The following is a 14,763-nucleotide window of genomic DNA, read 5'->3' on the forward strand; positions in this document are numbered from 1 at the left end:
AAAAGACTTTTTGATAGACTCCATGAAATGTGGTAGCGGGCACAGCCCGTGGAGATGTTGTTCAATACGTTCTGCCGGCGCTTCCAGCGCAGATACGTATTATTGGCCGAATAGGGCTTTTTCCAATGATTCCATGCCCACCCGGTCAATGGTGGCGCCCAGCCGTTCCTTGGTGGGAGCATTTTGCTGGAACCATTCCAACAGCTTATCCACAATAGGGAAGAGCTCCTCATCGGTTACCAAGCGGGAAAGAGGGGTCCCGGGGCGGGTTTTGCGGCCCCATGTTCCGCCAACATAAAGCTGGAACAGAACCTCCTTTTGCTTGCGCCGGGCTTCGATGCCCAAATCATTGAGGCTGGGTTTCATGCAGCTGTTGGGGCAGCCACCCACTGCAATTTTGAATTTATGAGGCAGCTTGACCGCATCCCACCCAATGTAATACCGCTGATGAAGCTGGGCAGCTATCTCTTGGGTATCGCAGCAGCCGAAAACGCAGGTGGTGCCCTTACAGGCTGTGATGGGGCGAACCTTGGCCCCGGTTCCGCCAAAGGCCAGACCGGAACCCAGCTTTTTCAGATAATCGCAGGCCTTTGGAATGTTATCAAAGGGAATACCCACAATTTCAGCGGAAAGGCGGCTGGTAAAAGCAACCTTGCCATTGCCATAAAGCCGGGCACATTCAGCAATCTGTGTCAGCTGTTCTGCGGTGTATACGCCGCCGGCTACCACCACCCGGCCTGAAAAAAGGTCGGTACCCCGGTTGCGCAAAAAGCCTTTGGCTTTTACAGATGTAATTTGTTCGGGTGTGAGCTGATTCATAGTTTCTCTCCTGTTTAAAATTCATTGAGCGACTGAAAAACGAATTCAGTATTCAGACTGTAAACAAACATATTGATTCGTAAATTCTTCCGCAGTCGAATAGATTTCGACGCAGAAATCCCACTTTTTACGCCGGAGCGGCGCAATCCGGGGGGCTATAGGGGCATTGACTTTTGTCTGCACCCTCTATTAAAATATTGGCCTTTTATTTATTGTACCCCTTTCTTTTGGGCAGGTCAAGGGCAGGCTTTTTCCCTTGGCGTTCCAGTAACTTTAGAGGTTCTCCTGCTATACTGGATTCATTAGATTACATAAAGAGCGGGAGGAAGCTATGAAAGGAAATCTTACAAGGCTTTATGCTGTGCTGCTATCCATGGTGCTGCTGCTGACAGCCTGCGGTTCCGAGGGAGCATCCAGCAGCCAGCCGGAGCAGGAGGGACAAGCCAAGGGACGCTACATGGAGCAAGCTGTGAAACTGCCGGAGGGTATAGGCTACATTATGGGCTTTGACCAGCTGGCCGATGGCAGCTATATGCTGTTCTGCAACAAAACCGATGCTAACACTCTAGGCCCTTGGTATGTATACCAGTCGGTAGATGGGGGAACCACTTGGCAGGAGAAATCTTATCCATGGCTGGACCAGATGGAAAGCTATGTAATAAACGATGCTTTTTTCGAGAGTGAGGATAAGATTTATCTCCTTTATTATGAATCGACAGAAGAGCTGGAAGAGCAAATCAATTCCCTGTATGAGCAAAACAAGGAGGAAGAGGCGAATCAGCTTTTCCGTGAGACCGAACGGTTTGCACGTGCCGATGCAGCCCAAGTCACCCCCATGGAGTTTAAATTGCCAACCACTGTGGGAGGCTCTATGCCGCAGGCTTTGACCGTGGCTTCCAATGGGGATTTACTAGGGGATGGTTACTTCACCCTTTATCAGGCAGACCCGCAAACCGGCAAGGAAAAGGCAACCTATGAGCTGGAATACACCAACTATGGCACAGGGGCTTATCTTACCTATGATAACACCCTTGCGGTATGCGCAGGTGACCGTATTCAGCTTTATGACCTCAGCACAGGTGAAAGCACAGGCGAAATTTTGCTAGGCAGTGTCGCTTCAAGCAATCGAGAAGTGTTCTTTACCGGGCGAGGCGGTACTTCACGGGTGATTTGCCGTGATCCCCAAGAGGATGCTTTTTGGTATGCCGATTCCGAAGGAATTTTCCGGGTGTTGGGGGATGGCTCTGTTACCGAAAAGGTAGTGGATGGCGCTCTCAATTCACTGGGAATGCCCTCCAATCAAATTTCGGGTCTTTATACAAACAAGGATGGCAGTTTTTTGGTGCGGGCCCAGGAAAACCTATACCTTTATACCTATGACGAAACGGTTCCCACAGTCCCTTCCACCGAGCTGAAGGTATATTCCCTTACAGAAAACAAGACCATTCGGCAGGCTATAGGGCTGTTCCAGAAGCAAAACCCGGATGTTAAGGTGGTTTATCAGGTGGGCATGACCGGTGATGACAGTGTGACCACAGCGGATGCCCTGCGCAGCCTTTCCACCGAGCTGTTGGCAGGCAAGGGGGCGGATATACTGGTTTTGGATGGCATGCCCCTGCAAAGCTATGTAGAAAAAGGCGCGCTGATGGATATTTCCCAGTTCGTAAAGGAGAAGGTGGCTTCCAATGAGCTTATCAGCGGGCCGGCTCAAAGCTGCGGCAGCGGAGAAGGAATATATGCCGTTCCCGCCCAGTTTGCAGTCCCGGTGATACTTGGTGAAGGAGTAGGCACTCTGACCGATTTGAAGCAGCTTTATAGCTGGGTTTCTTCTCAGCAAAACAAGAACTTCGGTCTCACCCGTGAGGATTTGGTGGAAACCTTTTACCCTGTCTGCTCAAGGAATTGGTTTGAATCGGATGGAACTTTGCGTTCCGAGGCATTTCGCTCGGATTTGGAAATTTTAGGGCAGATGGCCAAGGATATAGGGCCGGATGAACCCGGAAAGATTTTTAGCCGTGGAGGTTTGCTCCAAGGGGCTATTTATTGGAAAGGCGAGGCTATTTCCGGCGCTACCGGTTATTTGATGGGGGCAGATGATCTTGCCGGGCCCAATGCGGCCATCAAAAGCTTAGGTAAGGGTGAACTGAGTATCCTGTTCGGAAATAATGGTGTATACTTACCCAAAACCATATTGGGAATCAACGCCCGAACTAAACAGCAAGAAATTTCCTATCAATTTTTGGAGGCTGTGCTTTCCCCCGAGGTACTGACAGTGGATTTTGATGAAGGATTGCCTGTCAATACTGCGGCAATGGAACAAACGCAAAAAAATCCCTACAGCACAGAGAATGATGGGATCTATTACTCCTCTGGATACAACGATCCCGATACCGGGGAGCAATGGAGCTTTGAATTGCAGGTCATTTGGCCGGAGCCGGCTTATATGAAGCAGAAGCTGGAAGAAATCGAAGCCATTGCAACTCCTGTTTTAGAAAATGCAGTGGTCAAAGAAATGATCCTGACCGAAACGGCCCCTTATATCGAAGGAAGCCGCAGCCTAGAGGAAACAGCTTCGGCCCTTGAAGAAAAGCTAAACCTTTATCTGGCAGAATAAATGGCATAGGTTCACCTTAAAACAATTAATCCCTTGCTATAGGCGGCAGGCTGGCCTGCTTACACATATAGCAAGGGATTGATTTTGTTGGTTAAAATCGTAAGAAGTTATTTCTTTTCCTTCATCACAGCAAGGCTTACAGCACCGGCGGCCATAATCACCAAAAGGCCGGGAATAGCGGAAGAATTCATACCGGTTTCAGGTGCGGCGATGGGGGCGGTGCTGGTCACACCGGATGCTTCGCTGGCGGCGGCAGTAGATACACTGCTTGCAGCACTGCTGACACTGGATGCAGCGCTATTGGCACTGGATACGGCACTGCCGGCGCTGGCCATACTAGAAGAAGAGCTGGAAGAAGCTTTTTCGGCGGCTAATACTGGAACCACCATGAGGCAGGCAGCCAGAACAACAGCCAGAAGCAAGGTGTAATGCTTATAGAATTTTTTCATACCTAGGTACTCCTTTGTAAATAAAATTAAGGTCTTGCAGTCAATCAGCTTAAAACAGGTTTCCGTATGAGCATCAGCATGCTTCACTCATAGTGGGTGAACAAATACGCTTTTATTGACTTTATATAAATTTGCCCAATCTTGAGCCGGAAATCAGCAAAAGCCGCTGGTAATTTTTTCAGTAGAGATAAATTGAAAAAATAACGGGAAAGCACTATGCTTTCCCGTTCAGACTGTAGACATAACCACCTTTAGCTTAAAGACCTCATGGTTTTGATACGTAATTCTTCCGCAGTCGAATTGACTTCGACGCAGGAATCCCACTTTTTGCGCCGGAGCGGCGCAATCCGGGGGGGATATGGGGGGTATTGGATGCCCCCCATAAAGGGTGTAGACTTTTGTCTACACCCTCAGCGGGAAAGAATTAGGCTTTCCCGCTATTTTCATCATTAAACCGTTAATAGTATTTCGACATGCCGCATCCATGGGTATCGTCCGGGCGCTTTTTAAAGCCGAAGGGGAGATAAAAATCCTCCTTGCCTCGAATAGCCAGCAGGCTGGCGATGGCTCCCGGCACCGCATGAGCATCCACATAAGCGATAATTTCATCCATAATGGCTTTGCCGATGCCCTCACCCTGACGGTGCGGGCTGACCATAACGTTGCCGATATAAAAGCAGATGACATCATCACCCAAAACACGGGCCATACCAATCAGCTCATCTCCATCAAAGGCGCAGACACAAAAATTGGTTGCCGCTAGGCTTTTTTGTGTCACTTCATCCTCAAAGGCCGCCCATCCCACACTGGCTCGCAGCTTCATCCATTGATGGGGAGTAGGCAGTTTATGTTCGATGGTATATCCCATTTTGTGTGCTCCTTTTTATTGGGGTCAATTCCCAGACTTCCTTTTTAGTAGATAACAATAGCCAGCATAACAGCGGCTTTATCGGAATCGTTGCGGACAGAATGCTTATTCCCGCCGCCGGTGAACATGAGATCGCCTGCGCAGAAGGGCTCTTCGCTTTTATCCTCGCTGATGCTGACCAGCTCACCAGAAAGCATGTAGTAAATTTCGGCCTCGATTTCGTGGGGGTGCTCCCCAATGCTTTGGCCGGGCTCCAAAATGATTTCAGCGCAGATTCTGCATTTTCCTAGGCTTTCCTCCGGGGAAAGCTTGTGGTGGAGAGCCAGCTCCCCGTTCCCTCCGGCAATCTGCCGATGCTCCAGTCGAAAATCCTTTGCTTTGCGTATCATTGTTTTTCCTCCTGTCATTTTCTATGGGTTGAATCGAAGCAACATTAATAGAAATACTGGTTATACAGATCGGTAAAGATTTGCTGGTGCAGGTGTTCATCTTCGATGATGCGCCCCAAAAGCTGCCGAACCGGAACACCGCTGACCTGTTCGGAAATTTGCCGGTATTGGGTGATGGATTGCTGCTCATTTTCGATATCGGCCATCAGCATTCCCTGCACAGTGGAGCAATACGAAACACAGTTTCCGTTCCAGAAAACCGGTTTGTTGTTGCAGAATATACGGTATTGGGGATTGACACCAAGCAGATTAATACACTGCCCCAAAAGCTGGAAGTGCACAAGCTCCACCCGAATGATTCCCTGATAGGCGGCCGCTATATCGGGGTATTGCATGGCGGCCTTGATCTGATGATACTGATATTGGCAAATCGTGGTCATCTCAGAGTTCCGGCCACAGTATGCCTTTAGGAGAAGGCGGCCATCCCGCTGGTTTTTTTGCAGCCCCTGTAGAGTGGGATAAGCTGTGGGGGCTTGGAATGCTATTGCTGCCATAAAATCAATCCTCCTCCCTTCACTTGTATGTGGAGCAGAAGGTTTTTAGACTATTGGCAGCAGAGAAAACTGTTTTAAAAAAGGTCGCCGCATCACAATATAGGATGGCCGCGCGGCCTTGCCTAACGCTTGATGCCCTCGGTGCTATCCCGGTTAAAGAGAATTTTAATGGTCATCAAAATCAGCTTGATATCCTGCAAAATGGAAAATTCTTCTATGTACATCAAATCCAGTTTCAGCTTGTCGTAAGGGGTGGTGTTGTATTTGCCCATAACCTGCGCATAGCCGGTCAGACCCGCCTTGACTTTAAGGCGGAAACTGAACTCGGGCATGATCTTTTCATATTCCACAGCAATTTCGGGCCGCTCCGGCCGAGGGCCCACAAGGCTCATATCGCCTTTCAGGATATTGAAAATCTGGGGCAGCTCATCAAAACGAATTTTACGAATAAATTTCCCGACAGGGGTGATGCGGCAATCGTCCTGCTCGGCTAGGCGTGCACCGCATTCTCCCTCTGCGTCCATAATCATACTGCGGAATTTATAAATCTCAAAAACTTTTCCGTTTTGGGTCAGCCTCTTTTGCCTGTAGATAATATCCCCGCCGTCATGAAGCTTGATGGCAGCGCATATCAGCAGCATAAAAGGGGAGGCGACAATCAAAGCTACAGAGGCTACCATAAGATCAATAGCCCGCTTGACCAGTCGCTGCTCGAAGGAAAGCCCTCCGTTGCGGCACAAAAGCAGCGGGGTATCAAATAGGTGAATTTTATCGGCGCCGCCCACAATGGTATCGGAAATTTTCGGGGTCAGGTAAACACGAATGGAGCGGCTGTAGCAATACTTGAGGATGGTGTTGCGGTGAATGGATTTGACATCGCAGATAATGACCGCACTGTAACCATCGATGCGCTCAAAAATGGTGGGAAGCCCTTCCTCAATGCTGACTACCTCGCATATATCGTATCTTTCGCTGCGGGAAGTCATTTTGTGAATCAGGCTTCGGGCCGAATCCTTTTCGCCGTAAATGACTAGCATTTGGCGTGGGGGATACAGCCTGATATACAGCTTGCCTGCCGCATCGCCCCAAACCCATACGACTAGAAAATCCACAATGGTCATGAATAAAAAGGGAACCGGGTTCATGATCCGGCGCCCTACCAGACAGGTTTGCAGATAAGTAATACCGTTGGTGAGAACGGTGACCAAAAAGCCGGAAAAAATCACATCGCCCCGCTTATAGTAACCGACGCGAAAGACACCGTAAACATTGGCAAACCCCACCAAAATTAAGCCATATACGGCGATAACCAGCCAGTTGCCTTTATAGCCAAAAGGGCGAAGAATGTCATCCCCATAAAATTCATACCATACATAGGCCCAGCAGGTTGTCATGACTCCCCACAGAACAAAAGCAGATAAAAAGATCACGATTCTTTTGAAAAAGTTCTTCTCTTGCATGCTGTCCTCGCTTTGTATGATCCTCTGTTTTTAGGTTTTATCTATACCTTACAATTTTATCACATTCACCGTTATTAAACAACGTATAAGAAAAAAACTCCTGCCCCTTTAAAAAAGAAGCAGGAGAAAGGTATGTATTTTGAAAACTTAGCCTACGGCTACAACCGTAGCTTCTTTGGTGGATGCCCGTGCCACAGCTGTGCCGCCTCTAATAGAACCCGCAGCAGCCGGAGCGTCAGCGGCTTCCGAAGAGGCTGCACTGCTTTCGGTAGCATCTGCCGTTTCACCCGCATCCTCCGTGTCAGCATTTTCATCCTCAGCCGTTTCAGGAAGCGGAAGAGCATCATCGGTCTGCGGCTCTTGAGCATCTACAGCCACATCGATACCCATTTCGCCTTCGGAAATTTCGCCGCCTGTCATGCCGGAATTCATCATACTGGGATCGGTCATATCGCCCTCGCCGGCAGGAGCATAGAAAACCCCTGTCAGTACTAAGGCAATCCCAACAAGCACACAGGTGCAATAAAGAATCAGCTCCTTGCGGGAGAGGAGAGGCTTTCTGTTTTTGCGGTTTACAATATACTTACCGACCAGCAGCCCGCCAATTACCCCTATGGCAACAGCACCCAAAATAGTTATAAGTAAGATTTTTGCAATTTCCATAGAACGTTTCCTCTTACCATTGGCACCGATTTTAAGCAGTGGTGCCATAGGTTCCGCCTTTGCGGCAGCGGTACGCCGAATTTCACTAAATCGCACCCGGAAGCACTATGAGAGGGAAGCCTCCGGGTTTGCGGCAAAACAAATCAGTAGTTCTGCTGATTCAGCTCAAAGTAAGCTTGAGGGTGAGAGCAGGTGGGGCAGAGGGCGGGGGCTTCTTTGGCATAATGGATATGCCCACAGTTTGTGCACAGCCAGAACTGCTCCTGATCCCTCTTAAAGACCTTGCCTTCTTCAATGTTGTGAAGCAGGGCAAGATACCGCTTTTCGTGATGTTCTTCCACGTTGCCGACCAGCTCAAAAAGTTGGGCAATTTCTTCAAGGCCTTCTTCTCTGGCAACCTTGGCATAATTGCTGTACATTGTGGTCCATTCATAGTTTTCGCCGCCTGCGGCATCCAGCAAGTTGGCATTGGTGTTGCCGACCGAGCCACCGTGAAGCAGCTTGAACCATATTTTAGCATGCGCGTGTTCATTGCGGGCGGTTTCAGCAAAGAAGTCACTGATCTGGACATACCCTTCCTTCTTTGCCTGGCTGGCATAAAAGGTGTATTTCACATTGGCCATGGATTCGCCGGTCAGGGCATCCATTAGGTTTTTTTCGGTTTTTGTACCTTTGAAATCCTTCATCCGATAATCCTCCTCAGCAATTGGTGGTATACATTAGTGATTTGCCGATACCCGCCAATTATGCATGGAGAAAGGGAATATACGGAAGAATCAGGTAGGATTACTCATACAGAGGATATTTAGAGCAAAGGGCTTCTACATCGGCACGGATGCTGTCCGCCTGGCCTTCAAAGTCAGTGGCAGCCCGGTAAATGCAGTCTGCGATAACAGCCATATCAGCCTCCCGCAGGCCACGAGTGGTGACGGCGGCGGTGCCCACACGGATGCCGCTGGTTACAAAGGGGCTCTGAGGCTCATTGGGGATGGAATTTTTATTGACTGTGATATAAACTTCATCCAATCGCTTTTCCAGTTCCTTGCCGGTGATGCTCATGCTGCGCAGATCCACCAAGCCCAAGTGGTTGTCGGTTCCGCCGGAAACCAGATCAAAGCCTTTGGCGATGAGAGCTTCGGCGAGAGCCTTCATGTTGGATACAACGGCTTTTTGGTATTCGATAAAGGAAGGCTCCAGCCCTTCTTTAAAGCAGACAGCCTTGGCTGCAATGGTGTGAAGCAGAGGGCCGCCCTGACAGCCGGGGAAAATGGCCTTGTCAATCTTCTTGGCGATTTCCTCATCGTTGCACAGAATCATGCCGCCCCGAGGGCCACGCAGAGTCTTATGGGTTGTGGTGGTGGTTACATGGGCATAAGGAATGGGGCTCATATGAACGCCTGCCGCTACAAGGCCGGCAATGTGCGCCATATCCACAAACAGATAGGCACCCACCTCCTTGGCGATATCGGCAAAGGTTTTAAAATCGATCTCACGGGGATAAGCGCTGGCTCCGGCCACGATCATTTTGGGCTTGACTTCCAGAGCGATCCGGCGAACCTCATCGTAGTTAATCCGGTGAGTGACACTATCCACGCCGTAGGAAACAAAATGATAGTTCCGGCCGGAGAAATTCACAGGGGAGCCGTGGGTCAGGTGGCCGCCTTCGCTGAGGCTCATGCCCAAAACGGTGTCACCATGCTCGATCAGGGCGTGGTAAACAGCCTGATTGGCCTGAGAGCCGGAATGGGGCTGTACATTAGCAAAACCGCAGCCAAACAGCTTCTTGGCTCTTTCAATGGCCAGTCTTTCCACTACATCCACGCACTCGCAGCCGCCATAATAGCGCTTGGCCGGATAACCCTCGGCGTATTTGTTGGTGAGCACAGTCCCCATGGCAGCCATAACGGCAGGAGAAACCAAATTTTCGCTGGCAATCAGCTCCAGATTCCGGCGCTGGCGGCCCAGTTCTGCATTCATGGCTTGGCCCAGTTCCTGATCATAGTCGGCAACAAAACCAATAGTATCCATCATATCCTTGTACATAGCGGCGTCCCTCGTTCCTTTTATTTTGTATCGAATTGTTTTAGCTCCCCGAGGGTGTTCCTCCGCCGGGGGAGCAGGATTCCGAATAAAGCGGTTGACTATAACGGCAACCAGAATGCCCACTGCGGTATCCAGCATACGGTTCAGCGTATAGGCAAGAGGCTGTTCGCCGCTGGGAATAAGCAGGATGATCAAAAAGATCAGGCAGGCCAGCACCGTGGCATTGGGCTTGCGCAAAAGATTGCAGATGACAATAATCAGGCTTACACCCACTGTGGTAATGGGAATCAGAAAATAATGATCACCCAGTGCCGCACTGGCGGAAACCAGAAAAAAGCCTATAACACCGCCGATTACCGTTCCGATCAGGCGGGTGATGCCATCGGTAATGGATTTTTCAACACTGCTCTGCATGCAGATAACAGCGGTGGAACAGGCCAGATACGCCCTGCTGCGTTGAATAAATAAATATAATATCAAGCAGACGAAAACGGCCAAAGCTGTTTTAAAATTACGCATTCCTATATGAAAAGGTGATTTACCTGAATTGATAGGGCTGAAAGGCGTTTTTATATTCATTTGTAAAAGACCTCCTGAAAACAGGACAAGGCTATTTAAAAGGCCGCAAACAGGTCAATAATCTTATTGGGGAAACAGCGATCGGAATCTTTGTAAAATAAACAAAATAGTGACTCTAATTATAGTACGAAAGAAAGCCCAAGTCAAATATCATGCGTGCAAAATTCACGTTCTCATAAAAAAGAATAGCCCCATAACCTTTGCTTTACTACTTTTATTTTTTTGTCGAATGGTGTATAATCTATGACTGTATGCAGTATTTGAGAAGAAACTCTCATTTCAATGAGAAGTGAGTATGAAAGCTCCTGTTTTTCCGGGGACCTCTTCCAAGTCCGCAGCAATTCCAGCAACTTTTCCTATGTTAAATTCAGTTGAGGAGGCCCGGTATGGTTTTTACGAATCTGATCTTTCTCTATCTTTTTCTACCCGCCAATCTGATCCTTTATTTTGTCACAAAAAATCAGACCTACCGCAATGTGGTGCTCGTTGCTTTTTCTTTGTTCTTTTATGCGTGGGGTGAACCGATATGGATTCTGCTGCTTTTGTTCAGCGGCACGGTTGATTACTTGCATGGCCTGATTATTGAGCATTTCCGAGGCACCAAATGGATGATTTTCGGTGTTATTTCCTCGCTGATCATCAATTTGGGGCTTCTTTCCACCTTTAAATACAGTGGCTTTTTTATCTCCAACATCAACTCTCTTTTTGGGAGTAATTTGCCCTTGCCTTCCTTCGGGCTGCCGCTGGGCATCTCTTTTTATACCTTTCAGTCTATTTCCTACGTGGTGGATGTTTACAGGGGAAAGGTTAAGGCTCAGCGCAATTATCTTACCTTTATGCTGTATATTTCGCTCTATCACAGGCTGGTGGCGGGTCCCATTGTGCGCTACACCGATGTGGCCCACGAGCTGGGCCGGGAGGTTCCCACCTTTGCCAGCATGAGCGCCGGTATTCCACGCTTTTGCGTGGGGCTTGTAAAAAAGATTCTGGTGGCCAATTATGCGGGAAATCTTGTAGGGCAGTATCTTACCGGCGATCTCACCACCCTTTCGGTGGCAGAGGGCTGGTTTGGTATTCTCATGTTTTCCATCCAGCTTTATTTTGATTTTTCCGGCTATTCGGATATGGCGCTGGGGCTGGGGCAAATGTTCAACTGCCATTATTATGAAAACTTCCAGTATCCGTATATTGCCCGCTCCGCTTCGGAATTCTGGCGGCGGTGGCACATTTCTTTGGGCAGCTTTTTCCGGGATTATGTCTACATACCCATGGGGGGTAACCGGAAAAGACTCTACCTTAACCTGCTGGTGGTCTGGCTGCTGACCGGCCTGTGGCACGGTGCAAGCTGGAACTATGTGCTGTGGGGCCTTTATTACGGCGTTCTCATTATGCTGGAACGGCTCTTTTTGGGCAAGCTATTGGATAAGCTGCCCCGGTTATTTTCTCACCTTTACCTGATCTTCGTAACCCTGGTGGGCTGGACTCTCTTCTATTTTGAGGATTTTGCACGGCTGCGGCAGATGTTCTCGGTGCTGTTTAACTGGGCGGCACATCCTTTGTGGGATGCTCAGCTGGGCTTTTTAATTATGAATAACATTTTTTGGATTGTGCTTTCGTTGGCTTTCTGCACCCCTATTCTCCCTTATATCCGGCATCGGCTGGAGGACGGAGCCTCTCTGCGGCGCAAGACTTTTATTACCTATGCACAGTCGGCGGCCTGCTTGGTAATGCTGGCCCTATCCACAGCAATGCTGGTGGGTGAAAGCTACAATCCCTTCCTTTATTTTAAATTCTAAGGAGTGAAGCCTCATATGGCAAAATCTCGTTTGCTTAAATATAAGCCTTCCCAGCTTTCACCGGCTCAGGCTTATCGCCAGCAGCAGGAGGATCAAAAGCAGGGGGAACGGCTGCATATCGCTCAGGCGATTCTCACCATCCTTTTTTGCAGTGCTCTGTTTTTCATGGGCTTTTTGTCTCTGATTTTAACCAAGCCTACCGTTTCTGAGGTGGAAAAAAGAGAGCTGGCCGCCATGCCCGAGTTTTCCGGTCAGGCGGTTCTGGATGGCAGCTATACCAAGGATTTGGAGCTTCACTATGCCGATACCTTTCCTTTTCGGGAAACCTTTGTGTCTATAGCGGCCCGGCTGGATGAGATGCGGGGTATCCGCTTCGACGGTGTGCGTATCCATGGCACTGCACCTGCCCCGGAGGTTCCGCCCGAGCCTTCCCGTGCTGACCCTGAGCTGCCCGAGGGAGCAGGGTATACAGAAGAAGAGGAGTCAAGCTCCGAAGCCTCTGAGGTTTCCAAGCCCCACGAGGTGGTGGATGACGGTGCTGTAGGTGAACAGAACGGTGCGGTCTTTGTTTATAAGGAAAAAGCAATGCAGCTGTTTGGCGGCAGCAACGGTATGGCCGAATGGTATGCAGGCGCAATCAGCAATTATAAAAAGGCGTGGGGCGATTCCGTGAAGGTTTATAACCTTGTGGCTCCCACTGTCATTGAATTTTCTTTGCCCCAGCGCTATAAAAGCGTAACCAACCCCCAAAAGCCTAACATCGAGCATATTTATCAGTCGCTGGATTCCGGTGTCATCGGGGTGGATGCCTATTCTGCCTTGGAAGCCCATGCGGATGATTATCTCTACTTTAACGCCGACCATCACTGGACAGCCCGGGGCGCTTATTATGCTTATACCGCCTTTGCAAAAAGTGCGGGGTTAGAGCCGCTTTCCTTGGAGGATTACCAGCGGAAGGTGATCGAAGGCTTCCGGGGAACTATGTATTCCTATACCAACGACGCCAAGCTAGCTGAGGATTATGTGGAATACTTCCTGATGCCCGGCAACCCCACTGCTGTTCGCTGGGATAAGGGTGATCCTTATACAGCGCAGGAGCACAGTGTATGGGCGGAGTTTGCGCAAGGCGGCAATTCTTATTCGGTATTCCTGCACGGGGATTATCCTCTCATTCGCATTGATACCGGTAACAAAAACGGCAAGAGGGTTTTGGTGGTTAAAGAATCCTTTGGTAATGCCTTCTCGCCTTTCCTGATTCCTCATTATGAGGAGGTCTTTGTTGTGGATCAGCGGTATTTTGAGCTGAATCTGGTGGATTTTGTCAAGCAGAACAACATTCAGGAGGTTCTCTTCCTAAACAATATTTTTGCGGCCAATACCGGCTATCACATTGAAAAGATTGAGGGCATGATGTCTAAGCCCGCACCCACACAGAGCTTTTTGCCTGCGCCTCCTGCTGCCCAGCGGGAAGAATCTTCGAAAGAGGCCAGCGCTTAATTTAAACGATAGGGGAGGAATCCGGTGAAACGCACCTTCTTGGCAGGGCTTATGGTCTTGCTGCTGTTAACATCAGGCTGTCAAACCAGACGGCCCGATGTGGTGCGCCTTGCCCGAAATACAGCTCCCGATTCTGTGGTGAAGGGTACCTTTTGGGTGAATTCTTCGGCGGATTCCATTCTTTTACAGGCTGCGCAGGATTTTTGCCAGCGGGTTTCTACCTTTTCCGGTAAAAGTGTGGAGCTGACTGTGGAGCAGGAAACAGACCAGAAAACCTTTCGTCAAAGCCCCGGCAGCTTCTATTATGTAAACGATGTGGAGCAAGGGGATTTTTCCGGCTACAGCAATTTTTTCGATACTCCTTTTTTGTTTACCGGGTATAATCACTATGCCATTTCTGTCAATTCCCCTTTGACACTGGCTATGGTGGGGGAGTCTATGTCACAGCTGCATAAGGCTCGTCCGCTTACGGCGCTGTATCAGGGGCAGGAGGCGCTTGTATCCCGAGTCAGCCTGACAGCGCCGGAAAGCTTTGCCCGGCTGCCTATTGTGCTGGAAGAGGATATGGGCATTGTGGCGGCTTATACTCGCCTAGGGGCAGAGGTGGAGTCGGCGGATTCCCAATCCGACCGTTTAAGCATGCTGGAAAATGCAGAAGTCAAGGCTGCGGCTGTTGATCTTGCCAAAATACAGTATTATCGCCCGCCGAGGGATTTTGTTCTGGCGCTTACCAGCCATCGCATTTCTTTTTTGTGGCTGGTGGCCGACGAACAGTGGATGGAAACTCTGAGTGCCGCCCAGAAAGCGGCTGTCAAGGAGGCTACAGCCTATATCCTGCGTCAGGTGGATGATCATTATCTTACTCAGGAGGCACAGATCACCAAACTGCTGGATGAGCGGGGTGTTTTGATACAGTCCGATCTTCAGAAGGTGAGAAAGCAAAGCATTAGGCTGGGCGGAACCCAGTGGCCCTCCCCGCAGGAAAGGGAATTGTGGCAGCTCACACAGGAACTGGCTGCCCAGTAACAGAGA

The 14,763-nt window shown here is 49.4% G+C and carries 13 protein-coding genes and 1 pseudogene; 4 read left to right on the top strand and 10 right to left on the bottom strand.

Annotation, left to right across the window (positions count from 1 at the left end):
- Positions 1-99 precede the first annotated feature (99 nt).
- Positions 100-819, bottom strand: a complete 720-nt coding sequence (locus U6B65_01520) for a (4Fe-4S)-binding protein (GenBank protein WRS27834.1) — start codon at positions 817-819, stop codon at positions 100-102.
- Between the two features lie 331 nt (positions 820-1,150).
- Between U6B65_01520 and U6B65_01525 the strand changes: the two genes are divergently transcribed.
- Entirely contained in the window at positions 1,151-3,433 is a 2,283-nt protein-coding gene (locus U6B65_01525; protein WRS27835.1) for an extracellular solute-binding protein, read from the top strand.
- Between the two features lie 107 nt (positions 3,434-3,540).
- On the opposite strand, the gene U6B65_01530 is transcribed toward U6B65_01525, so the two are convergent.
- The 9 genes and pseudogenes from U6B65_01530 to U6B65_01570 all read right to left on the bottom strand — a co-directional run bounded on the left by U6B65_01530 (position 3,541) and on the right by U6B65_01570 (position 10,438).
- The gene (locus U6B65_01530) at positions 3,541-3,882 is read right to left on the bottom strand and encodes a hypothetical protein (protein WRS27836.1); all 342 of its coding nucleotides are present in this window, start codon (positions 3,880-3,882) and stop codon (positions 3,541-3,543) included.
- A 457-nt stretch (positions 3,883-4,339) separates the two neighbouring features.
- Positions 4,340-4,750, bottom strand: a complete 411-nt coding sequence (locus U6B65_01535; GenBank protein ID WRS27837.1) for a GNAT family N-acetyltransferase — start codon at positions 4,748-4,750, stop codon at positions 4,340-4,342.
- Between the two features lie 44 nt (positions 4,751-4,794).
- Positions 4,795-5,139 carry a cupin domain-containing protein gene (locus U6B65_01540; GenBank protein ID WRS27838.1) on the bottom strand — a complete coding sequence of 115 codons (345 nt, stop codon included), beginning with the start codon at positions 5,137-5,139 and terminating at the stop codon, positions 4,795-4,797.
- A 44-nt stretch (positions 5,140-5,183) separates the two neighbouring features.
- Positions 5,184-5,693 (bottom strand): ferritin family protein, encoded by a 510-nt coding sequence (locus U6B65_01545; protein WRS27839.1) that lies wholly within the window; start codon positions 5,691-5,693, stop codon positions 5,184-5,186.
- 122 nt (positions 5,694-5,815) lie between these two features.
- Positions 5,816-7,153: an exopolysaccharide biosynthesis polyprenyl glycosylphosphotransferase gene (locus U6B65_01550; GenBank protein ID WRS27840.1), complete on the bottom strand. Its 1,338-nt coding sequence runs from the start codon at positions 7,151-7,153 to the stop codon at positions 5,816-5,818.
- Between the two features lie 147 nt (positions 7,154-7,300).
- On the bottom strand, positions 7,301-7,816 hold the full coding sequence (locus U6B65_01555; GenBank protein ID WRS27841.1) for a hypothetical protein: 516 nt from the start codon (positions 7,814-7,816) through the stop codon (positions 7,301-7,303).
- A 143-nt stretch (positions 7,817-7,959) separates the two neighbouring features.
- Entirely contained in the window at positions 7,960-8,502 is a 543-nt protein-coding gene (locus U6B65_01560; protein WRS27842.1) for a rubrerythrin family protein, read from the bottom strand.
- Positions 8,503-8,602: 100 nt separating this feature from the next.
- Positions 8,603-9,859 (bottom strand): serine hydroxymethyltransferase, encoded by a 1,257-nt coding sequence (gene glyA, locus U6B65_01565; GenBank protein WRS28893.1) that lies wholly within the window; start codon positions 9,857-9,859, stop codon positions 8,603-8,605.
- 87 nt (positions 9,860-9,946) lie between these two features.
- Positions 9,947-10,438: pseudogene (locus U6B65_01570) on the bottom strand (aromatic acid exporter family protein).
- A gap of 386 nt (positions 10,439-10,824) precedes the next feature.
- On the opposite strand from U6B65_01570, the gene U6B65_01575 reads away from it, so the two are divergent.
- Genes U6B65_01575 through U6B65_01585 form a run of 3 tightly spaced genes read left to right on the top strand, consistent with a single transcriptional unit; the run spans position 10,825 to position 14,757 of the window.
- Positions 10,825-12,234 carry an MBOAT family O-acyltransferase gene (locus U6B65_01575; protein ID WRS27843.1) on the top strand — a complete coding sequence of 470 codons (1,410 nt, stop codon included), beginning with the start codon at positions 10,825-10,827 and terminating at the stop codon, positions 12,232-12,234.
- A 15-nt stretch (positions 12,235-12,249) separates the two neighbouring features.
- Entirely contained in the window at positions 12,250-13,731 is a 1,482-nt protein-coding gene (locus U6B65_01580; GenBank protein WRS27844.1) for a DHHW family protein, read from the top strand.
- 24 nt (positions 13,732-13,755) lie between these two features.
- The gene (locus tag U6B65_01585; GenBank protein ID WRS27845.1) at positions 13,756-14,757 is read left to right on the top strand and encodes a hypothetical protein; all 1,002 of its coding nucleotides are present in this window, start codon (positions 13,756-13,758) and stop codon (positions 14,755-14,757) included.
- Positions 14,758-14,763 lie beyond the last annotated feature (6 nt).

The organism is Oscillospiraceae bacterium MB08-C2-2 (assembly GCA_035621215.1).
Lineage (GTDB): Bacteria > Bacillota > Clostridia > Oscillospirales > Ruminococcaceae > WRAV01.

What these genes read in the sequence shown, in the direction of transcription:
- U6B65_01520 (WRS27834.1), bottom strand. Translation starts at nt 819, where the DNA reads ATGAATCAGCTCACACCCGAACAAATTACATCTGTAAAAGCCAAAGGC.
- U6B65_01525 (WRS27835.1), top strand. Translation starts at nt 1,151, where the DNA reads ATGAAAGGAAATCTTACAAGGCTTTATGCTGTGCTGCTATCCATGGTG.
- U6B65_01530 (WRS27836.1), bottom strand. Translation starts at nt 3,882, where the DNA reads ATGAAAAAATTCTATAAGCATTACACCTTGCTTCTGGCTGTTGTTCTG.
- U6B65_01535 (WRS27837.1), bottom strand. Translation starts at nt 4,750, where the DNA reads ATGGGATATACCATCGAACATAAACTGCCTACTCCCCATCAATGGATG.
- U6B65_01540 (WRS27838.1), bottom strand. Translation starts at nt 5,139, where the DNA reads ATGATACGCAAAGCAAAGGATTTTCGACTGGAGCATCGGCAGATTGCC.
- U6B65_01545 (WRS27839.1), bottom strand. Translation starts at nt 5,693, where the DNA reads ATGGCAGCAATAGCATTCCAAGCCCCCACAGCTTATCCCACTCTACAG.
- U6B65_01550 (WRS27840.1), bottom strand. Translation starts at nt 7,153, where the DNA reads ATGCAAGAGAAGAACTTTTTCAAAAGAATCGTGATCTTTTTATCTGCT.
- U6B65_01555 (WRS27841.1), bottom strand. Translation starts at nt 7,816, where the DNA reads ATGGAAATTGCAAAAATCTTACTTATAACTATTTTGGGTGCTGTTGCC.
- U6B65_01560 (WRS27842.1), bottom strand. Translation starts at nt 8,502, where the DNA reads ATGAAGGATTTCAAAGGTACAAAAACCGAAAAAAACCTAATGGATGCC.
- glyA (WRS28893.1), bottom strand. Translation starts at nt 9,859, where the DNA reads ATGTACAAGGATATGATGGATACTATTGGTTTTGTTGCCGACTATGAT.
- U6B65_01575 (WRS27843.1), top strand. Translation starts at nt 10,825, where the DNA reads ATGGTTTTTACGAATCTGATCTTTCTCTATCTTTTTCTACCCGCCAAT.
- U6B65_01580 (WRS27844.1), top strand. Translation starts at nt 12,250, where the DNA reads ATGGCAAAATCTCGTTTGCTTAAATATAAGCCTTCCCAGCTTTCACCG.